The following is a 22,637-nucleotide window of genomic DNA, read 5'->3' as shown; positions in this document are numbered from 1 at the left end:
CGAGAAATAATGACAATGATACAAACACCGACCAACAGGGCGCCTGAAGGCAGTTTCAGTGTGCAGGCCATTAGTACCATCGTGCAGGAACACCAGGCCCTTTGGCGCATACTGGATTTGCTGGACCAGCTTCAGCACGATATGAACATCAACGAACAGCAGCCTGATGAGACCCTGTTTAACAACATTTTCGATTATGTACAGTACTTCGCACGGCGCGTACACAGCTCCCCCGCTGAGATAGTTCTGTATCGACTGTTGGGAGAAAAGTCGCCGGAAACCAAGCCGCTGCTAGACAAGCTTGCTCATGGTTACGTGATTGGTGACCAGAAAATCAACGAGCTTCGTGATCTGTTGACGGGGTGCATGGAGAGCTGGCCTAACGGCCGTGAGGAATTTAGCCATGCGCTGGCACGGTTTACTGAAGCCTTGCGTAAGCACATCAAAAAAGAGGAAGGCGTGGTTATCCCGCGGGCGCGCAAGCTCCTCAGCGAGGACGACTGGCGCCTGATTACCGAATCCCGTGACCAGGCCAATGATCCGCTGTTTGGCGAGCGGGTGCGGGATGAGTTCCGTGAGCTGCGGCATCGCATCGTGAGTTACACGCCGGAGCGCCTGGGTGGCTTGGGATTGCGTCATGCACCACGTCGAACTGCGCAGCACGCTGCCGAGGAAATGCTTACGATCAAGGGCCTGAAGACCTCTTACGGCCAGATTGAAGCACTTCACGGCGTCGATATTCGCATTAACAGTGGCGAAATTGTGTCACTGGTGGGCGCCAACGGTGCTGGCAAGTCCACACTGCTGATGACCATCTCCGGGCTGCAACCGACAGACGCCGGCAGTATCACCTTTGAAGGCAAAGACCTGCTAAAGATAACGACCGATCAACGGGTTGCCAGTGGCATCGTGCAGGTGCCCGAAGGCCGCCAGGTATTCAAAGACCTGAGCGTTGAGGATAACTTGCTGTTGGGCGCTTACACCCGTGGCCGTAGCCCCGAAGTGGAAGACGACATTGAGCGCATGTACGAGAAGTTTCCCATACTGCGCCAAAAACGCCGCAACCTGGCGGGCGAACTGTCTGGCGGCCAGCAGCAGATGTTGGCCATGGGCCGGGCGCTGATGGCAAAGCCTAGATTGCTGCTGCTAGACGAACCCAGCATGGGGCTTGCACCGCTGATTGTTGAAGAAATTTTCAATATCATCAAAGCGCTCAGAAACGAAGGTATGACCATCTTTTTGGTGGAGCAGAACGCTTCCCAGGCGCTGGCGCTGGCCGACCGTGGCTACGTGCTGGAAACCGGCCGCGTGGTGGTGGAAGGCTCTGGCCGTGAGTTGTTGAGCAACGAGAAAGTGCGCGAGGCCTATCTGGGTATGTGATGGGGCAAAGAATTCCGCACCCTATCAATAAAAGCAGATCAGTCATTTGCTGATCTGCTTTTATTTGTTTTGAAGGAAAGCTTTGGCGGGTAACTTTGGCTCTGTCGAGCCAATAGTCAAGGCCCTGACCAGCCGGCCAGAATAGGAATATACACGACCATTAGCAGCACGCTGATCAACCCCAGCAAGTAAGGGATAATTGCCCTCGTGATGCGTTCCAAAGGCAGCTGAGTGATTGAGGAAGCCACATAAAGGTTGATCGCTACCGGTGGGGTGATCATTCCGATCGCCAACCCGACTACGATGATCAAGCCAAAATGAATCGGGTCAATTCCCAGTTTAAGTACCAGTGGCAGCAACACCGGCGTTAAAATAATCAATGCGCTGGCGGTCTCAAGAAATACACCGGTCAGCAAGATTATGCCCACCACTAACAGCATGATCACGTAAGGGTTGGTGGAGATAGACAGCGCTGCTTCAGCAATAGCGCCGGGCACCTGCCAGCTGGATAGCGTCCAGCTCAGAACCGCCGAGGTGGCGATCACAAGCATGATCACAGAGGTGGTAATCGCCGAGCGAATCAAGACGCGATACACATCGCTTAGCTTGAGATCCCGGTAAATGAACAGCGAGACCAGCAACGCGTAGTTCACAGCCACCACCGCGGCTTCGCTGGGCGTGAAGATTCCCGAGAATATGCCTCCCAGAATAATGACTGGCGTCATCAGTCCCCAACTCGCACTTTTTAATGTGCGCCAGATGGTGGCCAGGGAGAAAGGCGTGCCTTTGGGATATTGGCGCTTGTAGGCTTGGGTAATGGCAATGGCCATCAGCCCTAATCCCATAGCCAGCCCCGGCAAAAAGCCGTTCAGGAATAGCTCAGATACCGATTGCTGGGCAATCACTGCATAAATAATCATGGGTACGGACGGCGGGATGACCACCCCGATTGTTCCGCTTGCAGCAATAAGGCTGGCAGCAGACGCGGGGTCATAACCTTTTTTGCGTAACTCCGGGACTAGACTTGCTCCCACCGCCGCTGTGGTCGCCGCCCCGGAGCCTGAAATTGCTGCGAAGAACATTCCTGCCATCACCGACACGATCGATAAGCCTCCCCGCAGAAAGCCGAACAGAGAGTTGGCAAAGTTGACAAGCCTCTCGCTCACTTTGCCTTGCGCCATCAGGTCGCCGGCCAGTATGAACATGGGAATGGCCACCAAGGCAAAGGAATTTATACCCTGAAACATCTGCTGGGTGACCACCATCAAAGGTACCCCAGCCTGGCTAAGCGCGATCATGGTGCTGGCACCGATCGCCAGGGCAATAGGTACACCGAGCAGCATCAGCGCGAAAAACAGCCCGAACAGTAGCAGCGTCATGGAACGGATTCCTCACGACGCTCGCCATCTATTAAAAGCTCCAACAGATCGACGAAAGCGTACCAACTCATCACGGCCGCGCAGAGCGGAATCACGGAGTAGACATAGGTCATAGAGAGTCTTAAGGACGCAGATTTCTGAAAGCTCTGAACTTGCATATAACGATAGCCAATCACTACCAGTGCCACCATAAAGGCCAATACCGCCAGGGTGCCGGCAATGCGCGCGGCTTGTCGCAGGCGCACAGGCAGGGCGTCTACGGCAAATGTTACGGCGATGTGCCGGCCACGCTGAAAAGCCAGGGTGCCTGCAAAAAAAGTGATCCACACCAGCAGAAAACGAGCGACTTCTTCAGTCCAGCCGACCGCGCTGAACATCACTCGGGAGACAATCTGCAGGGTAATCACCCCAATCAGCGCCGCCATGCCGGCAAAGACCAAGGGCTGGATGATCGCATCCAGCCCTTGCTCAATTCGCTTTAGCGGCTTTAACAGCGATTGAGTTTTAGTAGTCACTTATTTGAGCGCCTCCAGAATACGTGGCAGGTAATCACCGAACTTTTCACCGTACTTCTCATACACTGGCACTACGGCGGCTTGAAAAGCCTTGATATCTGGGGTGTCGTTAATCTGCATACCGGCTTCGCGCAGTTCGGCCAGTTGCTGGGATTCCATCTTGGCGTTTACCTGGCGCTCATGTTCGGCAGCTTCCTGGGCGGCCTGGAGGACCACAGCCTGTGCCGCTTCTGGAAGCTTATTCCAGACTGGCATACCCATCACGAAGATGGCCGGGGCGTAAGTATGCCGCGAAAGGGTCATGTAATCCTGGGTTTCGTAGAGCTTAAAGGAATGAATGACATTGGCAGGGTTTTCTTGTCCATCAATGGTGTTTTGCTGCATGGCGGTCAAGGCTTCCGTCCACGCCATCGGAATGGCGTTGGCACCCAGTGCGCGGAAGGTGTCCACATACACCGGATTTTCCATTACCCGAATACGCAGGCCTTTCATGTCTTCTGGTGTGTTGACCGGGCGCTCGCTGTTGGTCAAATTACGAAAGCCGCGTTCGGCGTAGGCCAGGCCTTTTAGGTTAACCTCGGAAAGCTTGTCGAGCAGTTCCTGACCAATGGGGCCGTCGAGCACATCGTAAGCGGCTTGCGGTGAAGGAAACAAAAACGGCAGCTCAAAAACCGCCATTTCTTCGACAAAGTTAGCGACCGGGCCGTTGGTGATCACGCCCATATCAACGGTGCCAATTTGCATACCTTCCAGCAGAGTGCGCTCGTCACCTAGCGAAGCGTTCGGATAAAGTTCGATGTTCACCGCACCTTCGGTTCGCTCTGCTACTAAATCCTGAAATTTGACGGCTGCAATATGAAAGCCATCCTGTTCATTGACCACGTGAGCCAAGCGCAGAGTAATCGGATCCATGTTGGTAAATTCAGACGCAAAAGCCGTACCGGTCAACGACAGGGAAAGACCAAACACCAGTGTATTCAACGTGAGTTTTTTCATTGTAGTTTTCCTCAAGTGATGAAGCACCCGGAAGGATGTATCAAAGCGGTGCAGTTTAAAGCTCAGCGTCCAACGATACAAAAAAACCGCCAGAGCTGAACGCTGCTGGCGGTTTTTTATGGCCAGACTAGCTACTCCGGCTTTTTCGCAACCAGGGTCAAAATGTCGTAGCTGGCAACTAGAACGTTGTCTTGATTGGTGACCTGAACATCCCACACCACCACGCCTTGTGGATGGCCATCTGGTGACATCCGGCCCTGATCAATCTTGCGCTTGCAAGTCAGGCGGGCTCGAATGGTATCGCCCGGCGCGACCGGCTCAATGAAGCGCAGGGTGTCCAGACCGTAGTTCGCCAATACCGGGCCTTCGCCTGGGTACACAAACAGACCTGCCGCAGCGGACAGCACAAAATAGCCGTGTGCAATGCGCTTGCCGAACTGGCTTTCGCGGGCCGCGATCTCATCAAAGTGCATGTAGAAGTGGTCGCCGGACAAACAGCCAAAGTTCACCAGATCTGCTTCGGTGACAGTACGGCGGTGTGTTAGCAGCGATTCACAAATCTGCAGGTCTTCGAAATGACGGCGGAACGGATGCACGTCGTTTTCAATCAGTTTGGCACCGCGAACGTATTCGCCGGTGACCGCTGCCAGCATGGTAGGCGAGCCTTGAATAGCCGTGCGCTGCAGGTAGTGATGCACCGCGCGAATGCCACCGAGTTCCTCACCGCCACCAGCGCGGCCCGGGCCACCGTGTTTCAGCATAGGCAGGGGAGAACCGTGGCCAGTGGATTCTTTTGCTGCTTCCGCGTCCAGCAGGTGCAGGCGGCCGTGATAGGCGGCCAGCGCCGGTGCCAGTTTGGCAATGATCGCAGGATCACGAGTGGTGATTGTGGTCACCAGTGAACCGCGGCCCTTGGCAACCAGTTCCACCATGTTGTCCAGGGTGTCGTAGGGAATAATGGTGGCAACCGGGCCGAAGGCCTCTATGTCGTGGGCACCACAACCGTTTTCCGGGTTACGGCACAACAACAGATGCGGTTCGATAAACGCGCCTTTGTCGGTGCCTGGGCCGGTGGGTTTGAAACTGCCGTCTCCGCCCATCACCAGTTCGCTGGTTTTCAGCAGTTCCTGGATGTTGGCTTTCACGTCTTCCAGTTGATCTATGGACGCCAGAGCACCCATGCGCACGCCTTCAACGGAAGGGTCGCCGACGGTAATCTTCGACAGCCGTTCTTTAAGCTTGTTGCACACGGCTTGTACTTGGTTTTGTGGAACCATAATCCGGCGAATCGCGGTGCACTTCTGGCCGGCTTTAGCGGTCATTTCGCGGCCGATTTCACGAACAAACAGGTCGAATTCTTCGTGTTCCGGGGTGACATCCGGGGCCAGAACCGCGCTGTTCAGCGAGTCGGCTTCGGCGTTGAACGGAATCGAGCGCTGGACGATGTTCGGGTGGTTACGCAACATGCGTGCGGTTTTTGCCGAACCGGTAAAAGTCACCACATCCTGCTCTTGCAGGTGCTCGAACAGGTCGCCGGTACTGCCTATGATCAGCTGCAGGCTGCCCTTTGGCAAAGCACCGGATTCGTACATCAGGCGCACGGCCAGTTCGGTGACGTAGCAAGTGGAGGTGGCCGGCTTAACAATGGATGGCATGCCCGCCAAAAAGGTGGGCGCAAACTTTTCCAGCATGCCCCACACCGGGAAGTTGTAGGCGTCGATGTGGACGGCAACACCACCACGGGGCACCAGAATGTGAGTGCCGGCGAAGTGGTTGTTCTTGCCCAACTGCGTTACTGGGCCTTCGCGCACTACGTTGCCGGACGGCAGCTCGCGCCGGCCCATACTGGCGTAGGAAAACATAGTGCCAAAGCCGCCGTCGATGTCGAAGCCGTTATCCGCTTTGCTGGAACCGGTGTGCATAGACAGCGCGTACAGCTCTTTCTTGTGCTCCTGCAGATACATCGCCATGGCTTTGAGCGCCAGAGCACGCTCCTGGAAATCCATGGCCAGCAGGTTTTTGCCACCGATTTGGCGGCCGTATTCTGCGGCTTTTTTGAAGTCCAGAGTGTCGTCGTGCGTGTGCGCCACAATCTCGCCGTTGATGGCGCTGGGCAGGGCTTTGGCCTGCCGCTCACCAATCCATTCTCCGGCAATAAAGCTTTTAAGAACTGACATGCAAAAAACTCCAGGATTACATTTCGTCGTAGTCAAGAACGACCTTGTCGCTGACGGGGTAGCACTGGCATGACAGCACATAGCCCGCGGCCACTTCGTAATCCTCCAGCGCAAAGTTCTGGTCCATTTCCACTTCGCCCTCAATGACCTTGGCGCGGCAGGTTGAACACACGCCGGCCTGGCACGAGTAGGGCAGGTCGGCGCCTTCGTCGTTACCTGCCTGAAGAATGCTCTTGGTATCGCGCACCAGGTCGAAGGTCAGAGAGCGGCCATCGGCTTTTACCGTGACAACGCTGACTGCTTGCGGGTCGACTTTGTTTTCAGCGCGGTCTTTGCGTGCCTTAGGCACACCTCCTACAGGCGTAAAGAGTTCGTAGTGAACGTTCGATTTGTCCATGCCGTGGCGCGCCAGTGAGTCGCGCACGGTTTCGGTCATCATCTGGGGGCCGCAAAGAAACGCAGCGGTCAGGTTCTTGGCGTCGATCCAGTGGTCGAACAACCGGTCGCACTTGTCTGAGTCAATGCGGCCGTTGTAAAGATCGATGTCCTGTTCTTCGCGGGTGAAGATGTACACCAGATTGAAACGGGTCATGTATTCGTTTTTTAGATCCTGCAGCTGGTCACGGAACATGGTGCTGCTGGTGCCCTTGTTGCCGTAGAACAAGGTGAACTCGCTCTTGGGCTCGGTTTCCAGAGTGGTTTTAATAATGGACAGAATAGGCGTGATGCCACTGCCAGCGGCGACCGCCAGGTAGTTGCCTTTCCGCTCAGGGTCCAGCTCAACGGAGAAATGGCCCTGCGGCGGCATAACGTCCAGAACGGATCCGGGTTTCAAAAGGTCGTTAGCAAAACTGGAAAATACGCCACCGGGTACACGTTTGATGGCAATACGCAGTTCTTGATCATTCACACTGGAACAAATGGAGTAGGTGCGGCGCACTTCTTCGCCGTCTACTTTAGTGCGCACCACTAGGTGCTGGCCCTGCTTGTACTTGAATTTTTCTGCCACGTGGGTGGGCAGGTCAAAGCACAGGGATACGGCGTTTCTTGTTTCCGGCCTGACCTCTTTGAGGGCCAGTGAGTAGAATTTATTCATGGTCGTATCCGCTCTATATGCATTTGAAATAGTCGAAGGGTTCCAGACAATCGAGGCAGCGGTAAAGCGCCTTGCAAGCAGTAGAACCGAATTCACTGACTCGTTCGGTGTGCTTACTGTCACAAAACGGGCACGTAATGACTTCATCTGCGCCCAGCAGGCTCATTTTGCTGGCACTGCCCTGGGGCGGCGCTATGCCATATACCCGGAGTTTTTCCCGGCCCTCGTCCGTTATCCAGTCTGTGCTCCAGGCTGGGGTCAACACGCGATTAATGTGTGGATCGCGGATGCCAACGGCGCGCAAGGCTTCGGCAATCAGTTCTTCGATCAGCTCGGTGGCAGGGCAACCGGAGTAGGTGGGCGTGACATCAATGCTCAGATGTTCGCCGTTCCAACTCAGGGCGCGAATAATCCCCAGCTCTATCACGCTGACGGCGGGTACTTCCGGATCTTTGACGTTATCCAGCAGTGCCCAAATTGCGTCTTCTGTCAGCAGTTCGGGGTGGGCGCTGGCCGGTACCCGGTCGCTGGCAATCAGTAGGTCTACAGACGATGGCTCACGTTCATTCACCGGATGTGCTCCCCTTTATAAAAAGATTTACCAGGTGGTCGCGTCCGGGTAGGCGCGAGGCAAAAACTGCATCTCGGCCAAGATAAACCCCAGGTGTTCGGTGTGAACGCCGCTTTTGCCGCCCATATACATCCAGGCGTCTTCCGCGCCAGTATTTAGGGTGGCTTGGGCTGCGACTTCGCGCACCATGCCAAACCAGTCTTGCTTCAGTTTCTCTGGATCCGGGCCAATGCCGGCCTTGAACATGGCGTGATCGGTTTCGTCTGGCGTCACCAGTTCGCCGGTGAAGCGCCACAGCAGATCAAACGCTTCCTGAATGCGGTGGTGGCTTTCTTCGGTACCGTCGCCCATGCGTTTGACCCACTCTGACGAGCGGCGCAAGTGATAGGTGGCTTCTTTAACGGCTTTTGCGGCGATGTTAGCAATGCGCTCATCGCTGGCATTTACCAGGCTTTTCAGAGTGAAGTAGTGCCATACGTCGAAGAAAAACTGGCGCGCCATGGTGACTGCGTAGTCTTCATTCGGCTGCTCGACCAACAGCAGGTTGCGATAGTCGAGAGCGTCCCGCAGGAAGCACAGTTTGTCGGCGTCACGGCCGTCGTCAATCAGTTCGGCGGCGTACTCGTACCAGTTGCGCGCTTGGCCAACCAAGTCTAGCCCGACGTTCATTATGGCCATTTCTTCTTCTATCGCCGGGGCTTTGCCACACAGTTCGCAAAGGCGCTGGCTTAGAATCATGTCGGAATCCGCCAGGCGGAGCAGGTAGTCCTGCAGAGCTTTTTGTTCAGTCATGGGTCGCTCCTCACATGTGTCCGACTTCGTCTGGCAGTTTGTAGAAAGACGCGTGCCGATACACTTTGTCTTCTGCCGGATCGAACAGGACTTCTTTCTCGTCTGAGGCAGAGGCCGTAATGGTGTCAGAAGGAACCACCCATATGCTCACCCCTTCGCTGCGGCGGGTGTAAAGATCACGGGCGTTTTCCATGGCCATTTCATTGTCAGCAGCGTGCACGCTGCCCACATGTTTGTGGTTAAGGCCATGCTTGCTGCGCACGAAAACTTCGTAAAGGCGCCATTCAGACATAATTATTCTCCTATCCACGCGCCTGTTTAAGCGGCTGCGCGTTGTTTTTGTTTTGCGGCGTAGGCAACGGCGGCTTCACGCACCCAGGTGCCTTCGTCTATCGCTTTGCGGCGTGTGGAAATGCGTTCACGGTTACAAGGGCCATCGCCTTTGAGTACGTCGTAGAACTCTTTCCAGTCAATGGCGCCGAAGTCGTAGTGATTCGTTTCTTCGTTCCACTTCAGGTCTGGGTCGGGTGCGGTGCAGCCGAGGAACTCCAGCTGTGGAATGGTTTGGTCAATGAACATCTGGCGCAGTTCATCGTTACTCTTGCGCTTGATCTTCCACACCATGGACTGCTGCGAGTTGGGGGATTCGTCGTCGTGCGGGCCAAACATCATTAACGCCGGCCACCAGAGGCGATTAATAGCATCCTGCACCATGTCTTTCTGGGCTTGGGTGCCTTCACGCATCATGTCCAACAGAATCTGGAAGCCCTGACGCTGGTGGAAGCTTTCTTCTTTACAGACTCGCACCATGGCACGGGAGTAGGGGCCATAGGATGTGCGCTGCAGAACCACCTGGTTCACGATAGCCGCGCCATCCACAAGCCAGCCCACGGCGCCCATATCAGCCCAGTTCAGGGTCGGGTAATTGAAAATGCTTGAGTACTTGGCTTTGCCGTCGTGTAGCTTCTGAATTTCTTCATCGCGATCAGCACCCAGGGTTTCCATGGCGCTGTACAGATAAAGGCCATGGCCCGCTTCGTCTTGAATTTTGGCCATCAGCTGCAGCTTGCGCTTCAAAGTAGGTGCGCGGGTAACCCAGTTGCCTTCTGGTAGCATGCCAACAATTTCCGAGTGGGCGTGCTGGGAAATCTGGCGGATCAGGGTTTTCCGGTAGCCGTCTGGCATCCAGTTTTTGGCTTCGATTTTGGTTTCGGCGTCTATTTTGTCCTGAAAGGTCCGCTCTTCGGGGGACATCTCTTCACGGGTTTTGAGGCGCTTGGTACCGGTGTCAACGAGCTGTGCGTACATAACTCTCTCCGAATCTGTCTTGTTGGTCTGTTGTAGTTGAACCGCAATGCTCCGCGACGAACCACGGGCTATGTCTTCATACTATATGATACTGGATAAATTTCAAGCTAGATTATCCCGTATCATATTGACACTTTAAATCTCTAAATTACTGAATTTGTTGACTAAATTATTTTCGATAAGTTTTGGCTTTTGGATCGTTACATAAACAAAAACATTTAAATGATGAGCGCGGTGCATCGCTTAATCATCCGTGTCAGTCTTTACGTCGGTCGAATACGCGCTTTGCTTTGCCTTCCGAGCGGTTGATACTTCCTGCATCCTGCACGTCTATTTTGGTGTTGATACCAACATACGATTTGATGTGATGCGCCAGTTCTTTGGCCGTATGTTCTTTGACGTTTTCGCCTTCTGCGCCAACTCTCAGTTCTACCCGAATATCCACGCAGTCCAGGTTGCCTTTTTTGTACACCTCGATTTCGTAATGCGGCGATAGAGCGCGGCATTTCAACACCTGCTCTTCAATCTGGCTGGGGAATACGTTAACCCCGCGGATAATCAGCATGTCGTCGCTGCGGCCAGTTATTTTGTCAATGCGGCGCATGGGACGCGCAGTGCCGGGGAGCAGGCGAGTAAGGTCGCGGGTGCGGTAGCGAAGTACCGGCATGGCCACTTTGGTGAGTGAAGTGAACACAAGTTCGCCGTATTCGCCGTCGGGCAACACGTCGCCGGTTTCTGGGTTAACAATTTCCGGGTAGAAATGGTCTTCCCAGATGGTGGGGCCGTCTTTGGTTTCCAGGCATTCCATACCCACACCCGGGCCCATCACTTCAGACAGGCCGTAGATATCCAGAGCTTGAATACCCAGGCGGTCTTCCAATTCTGTGCGCATTTCGTTGGTCCAGGGCTCGGCACCGAAAATGCCCAGTCGCAGTGGCAGCTTTTTGGGGTCAATGCCCTGGCGGTCAATTTCGTCGGCGATGTTCAGCATATAAGAAGGCGTGACCATAATGATGTCAGGCTCAAAGTCTTTGATCAGCTGAACTTGTTTCTCGGTTTGTCCACTCGACATGGGAATAACGGTGCAGCCCAGGCGCTCGGCGCCGTAGTGGGCACCCAAGCCGCCTGTGAACAGGCCGTAGCCGTAGGCAATGTGAATCTTGTCGCCGGCGCGGCCGCCACCGGCGCGAATGGAACGGGCCACTATGTCGGCCCAGGTTTCAATGTCGCTTTGGGTATAGCCCACAACTGTGGGTTTGCCGGTGGTACCGCTAGAGGCGTGTACCCGGACGACTTTTTTCATAGGTACTGCGAACATCTTGAACGGATAGTTATTCCGCAGATCCTCTTTTCCCGTGAACGGAATTCTGACGATGTCGTCCAAGCTTTTGATGTCCATCGGCTTCAAGCCAATAGAATCAAACGCATTGCGGTAATGAGGCACGTTAGTGTAGGCGTGCCAAACGCTCCATCGCAGGCGCTGCAGTTGTTCGTGGCGAAGTTCGTCCACGCTGGCAGTTTCCATCCGGTCCAGTTTTCCGACTTTTTGCATTGGTACATCCATTGTTTTGTCCTGTCTTATTCTTGTTGCCCCGGTTTGCTACCGGTTGGCTTTAGTTCCTGTGTGGCGCGCAGGTTTGCGCACCGGATACATCAGTTGGCGCTGTCTACGCGTTCGATAATGATTGCGATGCCCTGGCCTACACCAATGCACATCGTGCATAGAGCGTAGCGGGCTTTCTGGCCCTGCCGATGGCGCAGTTCCAGCTCATTCATCGCGGTGGTAACAAGGCGCGCGCCGCTCATACCCAGCGGGTGGCCCAGGGCGATGGCACCGCCGTTGGGGTTAATGTGTTCGGCGTCGTCCGGCAGGCCCAAGTCGCGCAGTACCGCGAGAGCCTGGGCGGCGAAAGCCTCGTTCAGCTCGATCACGTCTATGTCAGCCAGTTCCAGGCCTGCGGTTTTCAGCACTTTGCGAGTGGCGGGGGCGGGCCCCATGCCCATAATTCGCGGTTCAACGCCGGCGGTTGCCATGGCTATAACGCGGGCACGGGGTTTCAGATTGTGTTTTTTCAGGGCATCGCCGCTGGCCAGCAACAGTGCGCAGGCGCCGTCGTTTACGCCAGAGGCGTTGCCGGCGGTTATGCTGCCGCCTTCGCGGAACGGTGTGGCCAGGCTGGCGAGTTTTTCCAGGCTGGTAGCGCGCGGGTGCTCATCGGTATCCACCACCAGCGGGTCCTGCTTGCGGCGGGGAATGCTGACGGGCACGATTTCACAATCAAAACGCCCCGCCTTTTGAGCCGCTGCGGTGCGCTGTTGGCTACGCAGGGCGAAGGCATCTTGGTCTGCCCGTGAAATGTTGAAATCGGTGGCCACGTTCTCGGCAGTTTCCGGCATCGAGTCAATGCCGTACTGTTCTTTCAACAGCGGGTTTACAAAGCGCCAGCCGATGGTGGTGTCGAAGATTTGGGCGGCACGGCTGAACGCAGAGTCGGCCTTGCCCATCACAAAAGGTGCACGCGACATGGATTCCACTCCGCCAGCCAGCATCAGTTCGGCTTCGCCGGTGCGAAGGGCACGCGCGGCGCTGCCGATGGCATCCATGCCGGATCCGCACAGGCGGTTGATGGTGGCGCCCGGTACGTCGACTGGCAAACCGGCCAGCAGCAGTGACATGCGCGCCACGTCACGGTTGTCTTCACCGGCCTGATTGGCGCAGCCATAAAGTACGTCGTCTATGGCGGCCCAATTCAGGTCTGGATAACGGTCTTTCAGGGCTTTGATGGGTATGGCTCCCAGATCGTCGGCGCGCACGACGGCCAGAGCGCCACCGTAGCGGCCAATGGGGGTGCGAACGGCGTCAACAATGTAGGCGTCTTGTAGGGGTTTATTATGGCTCATTGATTATTCTCTGACTGGATGACTTCGCCGCGCACCTGGTAGGACTTGCCGCGAAACAGGGCCACCACATGGCCGTTCTGATTGGTGATGGTTATGTCGTACACGCCGGTACGGTTGCCTCGGGACTGCTCAACCGCGCTGGCGGTCAAAAGGTCACCCTCACGGGCGGCCAGCATGTAATCGATGGAGCAGCCGGATGCTACGGTGGCCTTGTTGTAGCTGTTACAGGCAAACGCAAAGGCAGAATCCGCCAGGGTAAACAAGTAGCCACCGTGGCAGGAACCGTGGCCCTGAATCATGATGCTGCTCACGAGCATGGTAACGGTGGCTTTGCCGGGAGAAACCTGGGTGATTTCCATGCCCAGATTGCGGCTGGCTTCGTCCCGCTGGTACATGGCGTCGGCACAGCTTTGAGCCAACTGCTGCGGGGTTTGTGCGTTCGGTTGGTTGTTCATGAATAGAACCCTTTTCCGGCGAAACGATTTTGCCGCAGCAGCAAGGCCGGCCGGTAGCGCTCTTCGCCGTAGCTTTGCTGGAGGTGTGTCAGTACGGTATGCACCAGGCTGAACCCCAGGTTGTCACTCCAGCGCAAAGGGCCTTCCGGGTAGTTCAGGCCGGCTTTCATGGCAAGGTCAATATCGCCAATAGACGCCACTCCGTGCAGAGCCGCATCTGCCGCTTCATTGGTTAGGGTAGCTACTGTGCGCATAACAACCAATCCTGGCCGGTCAGCAATCTGGCTGACCGCCAAGCCGGTTTTTTGCAGCAGGGCGCAGGCATCGATTCTGGCTTGTTCAGACGCCTGCCCCGCAACCGCGATGGCAAGGCGGGTGGTGTTGGTGTAATCAAACGCCAGGTCGAGCAGTACCAGGTTGTTGCACGCTTCGATCGCGGCGCGTTCGGTGGCCATACGGCCATCGGTTAGTGCCAGCACAGCATCGCCAAATCGTAGGCGGCCAGAACCATCGCGTTCGATGATGTTCAAGCCGCTGGCAGCCAGTCGTTTTACCAACGGCGCTAGCGGGCCGGGGTCGCCTTCTACAATCAAGGTATCAGCAACGGAGTTGGCTTTTTCGGTGGTGGCAGGCAAGGGCTTTTGCGCGCCCTCGGCGTAGTTGTAGAAGCCCTGGCCGGTCTTGCGCCCTAAACGACCAGCGTCAACCAGGTCTTTCTGCACCAGCGAAGGTAAAAAGCGGGTGTCCTGGTAATAGGAATTGAACACCGAGGAAGTCACTGCGTAATTGACGTCGTGCCCGATCAGGTCTGTCAGTTCGAACGCGCCCATTCGGAAACCGCCGGCCTCGCGCATGATGGCGTCCAGGGTGGCGCTGTCTGTTGTCTGTTCTTGCAGCAGGCGCAGGCTCTCTGCGTAAAACGGCCGTGCGACTCTATTCACGATAAAGCCAGGGGTAGACGTTGCGGTTACGGGTTTCTTGCCCCATTGGGCCGCTGTGGCGTAAACGCATTGGGCAACGGCATCGCTGGTGGCCAGGCCTTTAACCACTTCCACCAGTGCCATCAAAGGCGCCGGATTAAAAAAGTGCATACCGACCAAGCGTGAGGGGTTCTTCATTTTTGCGCCCAGTGCCGTTACCGAGATGGACGATGTATTGGTGGCCAGAATGGTGTCGTCGTCACAGACTTGCTCAAGGCTGGTCAGTAAGCTGCGCTTGATATCCCGGTCTTCAACGATGGCTTCGATGACCAGGCCTGCGCTGGCAAGATCGTCGAGTTGGTTAACCGGCGTAATGCGGTTAATGAGGGCATCCAACGCGGACTGCTCTATCCTTCCTTTATCTACCCGGCGCTGCAGTTGTTTAACGATGCTTTGACGGCCGGCTTCGGCAGCACCTTCCCGTTGGTCAAGTAAAAACACTTGGTGGCCCGCCTGCGCGGCTACCTGAGCAATGCCGGAGCCCATGGCACCAGCGCCGATAACGGCAACAGGGGTGCTTGTAGAGAGTGCCTGCATGGTTTATTTCCCTGTGAATTTGGGGGTGCGTTTTTCCGTGAAGGCGGAAACGCCTTCACGGAAATCATCGCTGCGGCCGGCCAGGCGCTGCAGATCACGCTCGACCAATGCCTGTTCTTCAAATGTATTATTGGCGCTTGCGTGCAGGGCACGCTTGATCATTGCCAGGCCTTTGGTGGGCTGAGTGGCAAAATGGCGAGCCAGGTTCATGGCTTCATCTTGCAGGGCGTCGTCTTCTACGCACTGCCAGATCATGCCCCACTGTTCCGCTTTTTCGGCGCTCAGTTTGCCACCCAATAATGCGAGGCCTTTTGCCCGAGCCATGCCGACCGCGCGCGGCAAAGTCCAGGTACCGCCGCAGTCGGGAATAAGTCCTATTTTGCAAAAGGCCTGAACAAAGCTGGCGGAACGAGCCGCAAGTGTGATGTCGCAGGCCAGTGCGATATTTGCGCCTGCGCCAGCGGCTACGCCATTAACCGCGCAGATGACCGGCATCGGTAGGTCCCGCAGGGCCTGCAGTAACGGGTTGTAGTACTGTTCGATGGATATGCCCAAGTCTGGTACTTGCGCGCCCGGCTTGACGGTGCGGTCAGACAGGTCTTGGCCAGCACAGAAACCTCGGCCGTTACCGGTCAACAGCATTACCCGCACAGAGGCATCGTTGCGGATGCTCTTGAGCGCGGCGCGCATTTGTTTGTGCATCTCAACGTTAAAGCTATTAAGGCTGTCTGGGCGGTTCAGGGTAACTTTGGCGATCCCCTGGTCAATATCGAGAAGCACGCTCTGCTCGGTCATGGAATAGTCCTTTTCGTAGCTTTGGCACCCGTGTGTCATCGGGCAGTTGATTGTTGTTTGGTGGTTATTGGAGCGAGATCAGCGTCCGCTGAACTGGGGCTTGCGCTTGTTGCGAAACGCATTCAGACCTTCGCGGCGGTCTTCTGTTGCGGCCAGAATGGTAAACGCGTGACGCTCAAATCGCAGACCGGCAGCAAGGTCCATATCTGCACCCCGGCGCACCGACTCACGCGCCAGCTGCACCGCAAGAGGGCCTTTGGAGGCAATCGTGGTGGCGATCGCCATGGCGCGTTCAATCGTAAGTTCAGGTTGGCAGATTTCGGTGATTAAACCGGCTGCGAGGGCTCTTTGGGCGCTGATAGCTTCCCCGGTGAGAACCATCTGCATCGCCAATGATTGCCCCACCGCTCGCACCAGGCGCTGGGTCCCGCCGGCGCCGGGCATAATGCCGAGATTGATTTCAGGTTGGCCAAACTGGGCGTTGGTGCCGGCAATGAGAATGTCACCGCGCATTGCGAGTTCACAGCCGCCACCCAGGCAGAATCCGTTCACGGCGATAATCAGCGGTTTAACAAAGCGGTCTATGCGTGCCCAGTGTTGGACACGAGGATCCTCCAGCATGCCAACGACATCGCGGGAGGCCATCTCGTTGATATCGGCACCGGCGGCAAACGCGCGCTCACTGCCGGTAATAACAAGGGCTCTGGTTTCAGGATCGGTTTCTGCAATATCGAGTTGCTCGCTCAGCGCCTCAAGCAGCGCGGTGTTGAGAGCGTTGAGGGCTTCGGGACGATTAAGCGTTAGAAGGCGAACGCCATTGTTTGGCCCTTCTGATAGCAGTATCTGCGGCATTATTGTGGTCTCGGTATTTCATTATTTTTGATTTGCTAGAACGTGGGCCCGCAGCTATCGGGCGGTTCTTTACAGCGGTGTTTTGTGTTGTTTGTTTTAATGGAAGAGTATAGGTTTTAATTGATACCGGTCAAGGGCAGTAATTATGAATTTTTGTATCACGTTTGGCTTTTCAGTTTAGCAGTGCTCGCAGATTTCTGATTTTTATGTGTATCTTGTGTTTAAATTTGAGCTCTCAAGACTCGTAAAATAAACGCGAGCGTCTCGATATGGGTGTTTTATGTCTGCGCCAGGTTTCGACACATAAAATAGTCTGTAAGTTAAAAATAACGACTTTGTGAGGAGCGTTTTATGCCGTGTTACCAAATTGACGGGGTTACGCCGGTGGTGCACCCATTCGCATACGTTCATCCAACGGCGGTGCTTATAGGCGACGTGCACGTGGGTGCGAATTGTTACGTTGGCCCCTGTGCGTCTTTACGGGGCGACTTCGGTCGCATTGTTATGGAAGCAGGCTCGAACCTGCAGGACAGCTGCGTTGTTCACGCGTTTCCGGGCCGAGATGCGATCGTTCGCCGTAATGGTCACGTGGGACACGGTGCAATACTGCACGGCTGCACCATTGAAGAGGACGCAATGGTGGGTATGAATAGCGTTATAATGGACGAAGCTGTTATTGCAGCACGCTCTATTGTAGGTGCCTGCGCTTTTGTAAAAGCGGGTTTCGAGTGTGAGCCAGCCTCATTGATTGTGGGGTCACCGGCCAAAGTGCTGCGGCAACTGAGTGATAAAGAAGTGGGCTGGAAGCAAAGCGGCACCCGCGAATATCAGGTGTTAACCGAGCGCTGCCTTGAAACCATCAAAGAATGTGCACCGCTGACTGAGATTGATGAAAGCCGGCCTCAGCTGAGAGTGGGTTCGCACAGCTTGAAAGACCGGTGAATTCGTAAATAACTCGAGAGCCTATGCCCCAACCATCACGGCACCTGAAAACCACTACCTTCGCCTTTCTGGACCTTGAAACCACCGGCGGCAGCGCGGCAACCGATCGCATCACCGAAATCGGCATCCAGTTCTGGCGAGCAGGTGAATGTGTGGACCAGTGGCAAACCCTGGTTAATCCAAAAACCCGTATTTCACCCTTTATTGAACAGTTGACTGGCATTTCCAATGCCATGGTGGCGGATGCCCCTCTGTTTGAGGATATTGCTGACGAGTTGGAGCGACGCCTGGACGGGGTGGTTTTTGTGGCCCATAACGCGCGCTTCGATTACGGTTTTGTGAAAGGCGAATTTCGCCGGCTGGGGCGAATGTTTGTGGCCAAAGTGTTGTGTACGGTGAAGCTGTCGCGCCGGCTATACCCGGAGTTTCGGCGCCATAATATGGACGCGCTGATTGAGCGCCATGGTTTGCAGCAGGTGCAGCGCCACCGAGCGATGGGAGACGTTGCTGCCATGCTCGGATTTTTTGAGCATGTGTTGGCTCAGCAAGGCGAAGACACGTTGGAAACCGCCATAGGCGAGTTGCTACAGCGGCCGAGCATTCCCTCCCACCTGCCTTTAGACACATTGCAGGAATTGCCTCGCGGGCCCGGTGTTTATAGGTTTTATGGCGAGAACGATGCGCTCTTGTACGTGGGCAAAAGCACCAACATCGCGCAGCGGGTGGCCTCGCACTTTTCCGGCGATCACAATTCGACTCGCGGCGTGCGAATTTCCGAAAGTCTGCGCCGTGTTGACTGGACTGAGACCGCCGGCGAGCTGGGGGCGTTGTTGCTGGAGTTGAAGCAGATCAAAGGTCTGAAGCCGTTGTTCAACCGACGCTCGCGGGCGGCTAAGAATCTGGTGAGCATAGAGTTGACCACAAACGCCCAAGGCTATCTGCAGGCGCGGCTGATACGGGAAATAGACCCCGGTAGGCTGGGCGACTATTACGGTCTGTTTCGCAGCAAACGCGACGCCGAGCGGGCGTTAGCGGGTATTGCTGCAAAAAATGAGCTGTGCAATCGCCTGTTAAGCCTGGAATCCGAGCACAGCGGCCCCTGTTTTCAGCGTGCGCTTGGCCGCTGCCAGGGTGCCTGTGAAGGCCGCGAAGATCCTCTGCGTTATAATTTGCGTATGCAAATTGCGTTTTACAGCCTGCGCCTGCAAACCTGGCCATGGAAAGGGCCGGTAGCGATTATCGAGTGTAACGAAACCAGCCATAAAACCGACGTACTGGTGGTGTACAACTGGGTGCATGTTGCCACCGTCCACGATGACCACGAACTGGACTCGCTGTCGCTGGGCGGCCAGGCGGTCAATTTTGACCTGGATTCGTACAAACTTCTGGCTAAGGCCCTGCTGGGCAAAGACAGAGGACAATTCCGTATACAACTGCTGCCGGCTTTAGCGCAGCCTGATGTGCTAATGCCGTAACCGGCGTAGTATTAGGTCAGATGTGTATTCGTGCTAACTTATGCGTTGATTAACTGAGAACATAATCGAGAGAACCAATGAACAAAGACCGTGTATCCCGCGAGTTGTTTGACGACGTTATGGTACCTAATTACGCCCCCGGAACGATTGTACCGGTACGCGGTAAAGGGTCGCGAATATGGGATCAGGACGGTCGCGAATTTATCGACCTGCAAGGCGGTATTGCAGTTAACTGCTTGGGCCATTCGCACCCGGGCCTGCTAAGCGCGCTGCAGGAGCAGAGCCAGAAAATCTGGCACCTGTCTAACGTGATGACCAACGAGCCTGCGTTACGGTTGGCCAAAACCTTGTGTGACCACACCTTCGCCGAGCGTGTGTTTTTTGCCAATTCCGGCGCCGAAGCCAACGAAGCCGCCTTTAAACTGGTGCGGCGTTACGCCTGGGAACACACCGGTGCTGAAAAACATGAAATCATCGCGTTCAAAAATGCGTTTCATGGCCGCACCCTGTTTACCGTCAGCGTAGGTGGCCAGCCCAAGTACCTGGAAGGGTTCGAACCTGCACCGGGTGGCATTCAGCACGCAGAGTTTAACGACCTGGAATCGGTAAAAAAACTGATCTCCAAAGAAAAAACCTGTGCCATTGTGGTTGAGCCCATTCAGGGTGAGGGCGGTGTGATGCCGGCCACAAAAGAGTTTTTGCAAGGCCTGCGGCAGTTGTGCGACGAGAACGACGCGCTGCTGGTGTTTGATGAAGTGCAAAGCGGAGCAGGGCGCACCGGTTATGTCTTCGCTTACGAAATGTACGATGTGGTGCCAGATATTCTGACCAGCGCCAAAGGTTTGGGTGGTGGCTTCCCGATAGCCGCTATGCTGACCACCGCAAAGGTCGCGGCCAGCTTGCCAGTTGGCACACACGGCAGCACTTATGGTGGCAACGCGCTGGCTTGTGCTGTGGCGCAAAAAGTCATGGACACCATCACCCAGCCTGAAATTCTGAAAGGTGTAAAATTACGGTCCGATCACCTGCGCAAAGGCATGATGGACATCGGCGAGCGATATGGCGTATTCAGTGAAGTACGTGGCGCCGGCTTATTGTTGGGTTGCGTTTTAACCGAAAAATGGCAGGGCAGGGCGAAAGACTTTCTTAACGCCGGTCTGGACGAAGGTGTCATGATATTAATAGCTGGCGCCAACGTGTTGCGCCTGGCGCCGTCGCTGATTATTCCGGAAGCCGATGTAGACGAAGCCCTGAAACGCTTTGAAGCGGCCGTGCAGAAACTCACCGCTAATCAATAAATGCGGAGGTCCTATGTGGTTGGTGCGCCCGGTAACAGCGGAAGATATCGAGCCCATACTGACTTTCGCCGAGACACACACGCGGGCGCTGCCGTCTACGCTGCCGCATGAGCGCGAGGCGCTGGCGGGCCGGATAAAAGAATCTTGCGCAGCATTTGCGGGCGAACACGGTGCAAAGCACCTGGCGCGTTTTCTGTTTGTGCTGGAACACGTCGACAGTCATGAAATAAAAGGCGTTGCCGGTATTGATGCCCGTGCCGGCAATGGTCAGCCTTTCTACAATTATCGCCGCGACGAGCTTATTCACGCGTCCCACGAATTGGGTATCTCCCGTCGGGTGGAAGCGCTTTACCCGTCCCACTCCCTGACCGATTGCACCCTGCTGTGTGCTCTGGTAATCGTCGAGGAACTTCGCGGCACCCAGGCATTCGAATTGCTTTCCCGTGCGCGTTTGCTGTTTATAGCAGGCCATAGAGAGTGGTTTGCGGCGCGTACCGTGGTAGAGCTACAAGGCATCCAGCACAGCGACGGCAGTGTGCCATTCTGGGACAGCCTGGGCCGGCACTTTTTCAATATGGATTTTGCCACCGCCGACCGGCACTCCGCGCAGCTGAGCAAAACGTTTATTGCCGAGCTGATGCCGCCCAACCCGATTTATGTAACCTTGCTCAGTGAAGCCGCGCAGCAGGCTCTGGGCGTAGCCCATCCGGCAACGGCCGGCAATCTGCAGCTGTTACAAAGAGAAGGCTTTGGTGCCGGCCCCTACGTGGATATTTTTGACGGTGGTCCGGTGCTTGAAGCGCGCACTGACAGCCTGCACAGTGTTGCGGTCAGCCGCCGAAAAATTCTCCGCGGCAGCGCCGATGCTGACGGCCCTTTATGGTTATTGGCGGCGGGCGAAGGTTCACACTTTCGTTGCACGCTGACCCCGGTTGGGGAAATGCTGGACGCCGCCTTAAAAGTTCCGATAGACACCTGGCGCCGCCTGGGTGGCGACACCGGTGACAGCGTGCGCGGATTACCATTATGACCACCCGTGTGAGTATCCTCAAAAACGCCGCCATGAGTGCCTTTATTGATGGAGAGCTGCGACCATGCTGCTGATACGCCCATTGGTTGACCGTGACCTTGATGCCCTTTACGCCATGGCGGAACAGGCGGGCAAGGGCTTGACCTCGCTGCCGGCAGACCGTGGCCTGTTGCAGCAGAAAATCGATCTGGCGGGCAACAGTTTTAACCAGCGTTGCGCCCCCGAAGCGGCGCTGTATCTGTTTGCTCTTGAAGACACCGCAACAGGCCAAGCGGTCGGAATAAGCGGAATACAGGCCAGGGTTGGCCGTGATGAGGTGTTTTACAACTATCGTCTGAGCGTTACCGTGAATGCCTCGCGGGAGCTGGGTGTTCACGTGCGAACGCCTACGTTGCAACTGTCCAATGACATGACCGACGTAAGTGAAATTTGCTCGCTGTTGCTGGCGGACACCTACAAAGGCGGCGGTAACGGCCTGCTCCTGTCTCGCTGCCGATTTTTGTTTCTGGACGATTTTCGTGAACAGTTCTCTGAGAAAATTTTCGCGGAAATGCGGGGTGTGAGTGATACCGAGGGCAATAACCCGCTGTGGGATGCTCTGGGCAGCAAGTTTTTTGATATGGCGTTCAGCGAAGCCGACCGCCTGTCGGGCATGGGCAATAAATCCTTTATTGCCGAGCTGATGCCGAAATACCCGATTTACCTGTCGATGCTGCCAAGCTCCGCCCGCTCGGTGATTGGCTGCGTGCACGCCAATACGGCGCCGGCGTTGAATATGCTTCAGGCGGAGGGTTTTAATTTCAACGGGCTGGTGGACATTTTTGACGGCGGCCCGGTGGTAGAAACGTTTATCGACAATATCCGCACGGTACGCGAAACGGTCGGGCGCACGGTCACCATTACGGACACACCGGTGGCCGCCGATGTGCCCGTTACCGAGCGCGTTATTGTGGCCAATCGTTCGATGCAACATTTCCGTGCAACCACACTGCCGCTTACTTGCGTAAACGCCGACACGATTGAGTTGCCGCAAGACGTTGCTGCGGCACTTCAGGTTCAGGCCGGCGACACAGTGCGCCTGGCGCCTTTGAAAGACAGCGGTCCGCTGCCCAGACAGTCATTCAAAGCCCCCCAATAGCTAATACACATTGTTTAAGT

Annotated in this window: 21 protein-coding genes and 1 pseudogene; 7 read left to right on the top strand and 15 right to left on the bottom strand. The window is 55.6% G+C overall.

Annotated features, from left to right (window positions below; translation table 11 throughout):
* Window positions 1-9: 9 nt before the first annotated feature.
* Together ABA45_RS19515 and ABA45_RS19510 are read left to right on the top strand one after the other, a co-directional pair.
* Window positions 10-465: pseudogene (locus ABA45_RS19515) on the top strand (hemerythrin domain-containing protein); the annotation flags it as partial.
* A gap of 210 nt (window positions 466-675) precedes the next feature.
* Window positions 676-1,380 carry an ABC transporter ATP-binding protein gene (locus tag ABA45_RS19510; protein ID WP_048389162.1) on the top strand — a complete coding sequence of 235 codons (705 nt, stop codon included), beginning with the start codon at window positions 676-678 and terminating at the stop codon, window positions 1,378-1,380.
* A 116-nt stretch (window positions 1,381-1,496) separates the two neighbouring features.
* Here the strand turns inward: ABA45_RS19510 and ABA45_RS15665 are convergent, their stop codons facing one another.
* The 15 genes from ABA45_RS15665 to paaF all read right to left on the bottom strand — a co-directional run bounded on the left by ABA45_RS15665 (window position 1,497) and on the right by paaF (window position 16,734).
* Complete coding sequence (locus ABA45_RS15665; RefSeq protein WP_048387690.1) at window positions 1,497-2,759, bottom strand: TRAP transporter large permease; 1,263 nt, start codon at window positions 2,757-2,759, stop codon at window positions 1,497-1,499.
* Window positions 2,756-3,274, bottom strand: coding sequence for a TRAP transporter small permease (locus ABA45_RS15660; protein ID WP_048387687.1), 519 nt, complete (start codon window positions 3,272-3,274; stop codon window positions 2,756-2,758). The genes ABA45_RS15665 and ABA45_RS15660 overlap by 4 nt, the downstream gene beginning before the upstream one ends.
* On the bottom strand, window positions 3,275-4,270 hold the full coding sequence (locus ABA45_RS15655) for a TRAP transporter substrate-binding protein (protein WP_048387685.1): 996 nt from the start codon (window positions 4,268-4,270) through the stop codon (window positions 3,275-3,277).
* 131 nt (window positions 4,271-4,401) lie between these two features.
* Window positions 4,402-6,447: a phenylacetic acid degradation bifunctional protein PaaZ gene (paaZ, locus tag ABA45_RS15650; RefSeq protein ID WP_048387683.1), complete on the bottom strand. Its 2,046-nt coding sequence runs from the start codon at window positions 6,445-6,447 to the stop codon at window positions 4,402-4,404.
* A 16-nt stretch (window positions 6,448-6,463) separates the two neighbouring features.
* Entirely contained in the window at window positions 6,464-7,543 is a 1,080-nt protein-coding gene (gene paaE, locus ABA45_RS15645) for a 1,2-phenylacetyl-CoA epoxidase subunit PaaE (protein WP_048387681.1), read from the bottom strand.
* A 13-nt stretch (window positions 7,544-7,556) separates the two neighbouring features.
* The gene (paaD, locus tag ABA45_RS15640) at window positions 7,557-8,114 is read right to left on the bottom strand and encodes a 1,2-phenylacetyl-CoA epoxidase subunit PaaD (protein WP_048387680.1); all 558 of its coding nucleotides are present in this window, start codon (window positions 8,112-8,114) and stop codon (window positions 7,557-7,559) included.
* Window positions 8,115-8,141: 27 nt separating this feature from the next.
* Window positions 8,142-8,906, bottom strand: coding sequence for a 1,2-phenylacetyl-CoA epoxidase subunit PaaC (gene paaC, locus ABA45_RS15635; protein WP_048387677.1), 765 nt, complete (start codon window positions 8,904-8,906; stop codon window positions 8,142-8,144).
* 10 nt (window positions 8,907-8,916) lie between these two features.
* On the bottom strand, window positions 8,917-9,198 hold the full coding sequence (gene paaB, locus ABA45_RS15630; protein WP_014872580.1) for a 1,2-phenylacetyl-CoA epoxidase subunit PaaB: 282 nt from the start codon (window positions 9,196-9,198) through the stop codon (window positions 8,917-8,919).
* Between the two features lie 26 nt (window positions 9,199-9,224).
* Window positions 9,225-10,214 carry a 1,2-phenylacetyl-CoA epoxidase subunit PaaA gene (paaA, locus tag ABA45_RS15625; RefSeq protein ID WP_048387675.1) on the bottom strand — a complete coding sequence of 330 codons (990 nt, stop codon included), beginning with the start codon at window positions 10,212-10,214 and terminating at the stop codon, window positions 9,225-9,227.
* Between the two features lie 256 nt (window positions 10,215-10,470).
* Window positions 10,471-11,778, bottom strand: coding sequence for a phenylacetate--CoA ligase PaaK (gene paaK, locus ABA45_RS15620; RefSeq protein WP_048387671.1), 1,308 nt, complete (start codon window positions 11,776-11,778; stop codon window positions 10,471-10,473).
* Window positions 11,779-11,867: 89 nt separating this feature from the next.
* Window positions 11,868-13,115, bottom strand: a complete 1,248-nt coding sequence (gene pcaF, locus ABA45_RS15615) for a 3-oxoadipyl-CoA thiolase (RefSeq protein ID WP_048387669.1) — start codon at window positions 13,113-13,115, stop codon at window positions 11,868-11,870.
* Entirely contained in the window at window positions 13,112-13,570 is a 459-nt protein-coding gene (gene paaI / locus ABA45_RS15610) for a hydroxyphenylacetyl-CoA thioesterase PaaI (RefSeq protein ID WP_048387667.1), read from the bottom strand. The genes pcaF and paaI overlap by 4 nt, the downstream gene beginning before the upstream one ends.
* Window positions 13,567-15,087 (bottom strand): 3-hydroxyacyl-CoA dehydrogenase PaaH, encoded by a 1,521-nt coding sequence (gene paaH / locus ABA45_RS15605; protein WP_048387665.1) that lies wholly within the window; start codon window positions 15,085-15,087, stop codon window positions 13,567-13,569. Before paaH ends, paaI begins: the two co-directional genes overlap by 4 nt.
* 3 nt (window positions 15,088-15,090) lie before the next feature.
* Complete coding sequence (gene paaG, locus ABA45_RS15600; protein WP_048387663.1) at window positions 15,091-15,882, bottom strand: 2-(1,2-epoxy-1,2-dihydrophenyl)acetyl-CoA isomerase PaaG; 792 nt, start codon at window positions 15,880-15,882, stop codon at window positions 15,091-15,093.
* Window positions 15,883-15,960: 78 nt separating this feature from the next.
* Window positions 15,961-16,734 (bottom strand): 2,3-dehydroadipyl-CoA hydratase PaaF, encoded by a 774-nt coding sequence (gene paaF, locus ABA45_RS15595; protein ID WP_048387661.1) that lies wholly within the window; start codon window positions 16,732-16,734, stop codon window positions 15,961-15,963.
* A 351-nt stretch (window positions 16,735-17,085) separates the two neighbouring features.
* Here paaF and ABA45_RS15590 point away from each other — a divergent pair, with 351 nt between their 5' ends.
* The 5 genes from ABA45_RS15590 (at window position 17,086) to astA (ending at window position 22,617) form a co-directional block, all read left to right on the top strand.
* Window positions 17,086-17,676, top strand: a complete 591-nt coding sequence (locus tag ABA45_RS15590; RefSeq protein WP_048387659.1) for a phenylacetic acid degradation protein PaaY — start codon at window positions 17,086-17,088, stop codon at window positions 17,674-17,676.
* Window positions 17,677-17,699: 23 nt separating this feature from the next.
* Window positions 17,700-19,151 carry an exonuclease domain-containing protein gene (locus ABA45_RS15585; RefSeq protein WP_048387657.1) on the top strand — a complete coding sequence of 484 codons (1,452 nt, stop codon included), beginning with the start codon at window positions 17,700-17,702 and terminating at the stop codon, window positions 19,149-19,151.
* A gap of 77 nt (window positions 19,152-19,228) precedes the next feature.
* Window positions 19,229-20,449 carry an aspartate aminotransferase family protein gene (locus tag ABA45_RS15580; protein ID WP_014872570.1) on the top strand — a complete coding sequence of 407 codons (1,221 nt, stop codon included), beginning with the start codon at window positions 19,229-19,231 and terminating at the stop codon, window positions 20,447-20,449.
* A 13-nt stretch (window positions 20,450-20,462) separates the two neighbouring features.
* A complete protein-coding gene (locus ABA45_RS15575) occupies window positions 20,463-21,479 on the top strand; it encodes an arginine N-succinyltransferase (RefSeq protein WP_048387655.1) in 1,017 nt (338 codons plus the stop codon).
* 64 nt (window positions 21,480-21,543) lie between these two features.
* On the top strand, window positions 21,544-22,617 hold the full coding sequence (astA, locus tag ABA45_RS15570; RefSeq protein ID WP_048387653.1) for an arginine N-succinyltransferase: 1,074 nt from the start codon (window positions 21,544-21,546) through the stop codon (window positions 22,615-22,617).
* Window positions 22,618-22,637: the final 20 nt, after the last annotated feature.

Origin of the sequence: Marinobacter psychrophilus (assembly GCF_001043175.1) — a bacterium.
In the GTDB taxonomy this organism is placed as follows: Bacteria; Pseudomonadota; Gammaproteobacteria; order Pseudomonadales; family Oleiphilaceae; genus Marinobacter; species Marinobacter psychrophilus.
Note: the sequence above shows the minus strand (reverse complement) of the source record. Positions and strands in the feature narration are given on the sequence as shown.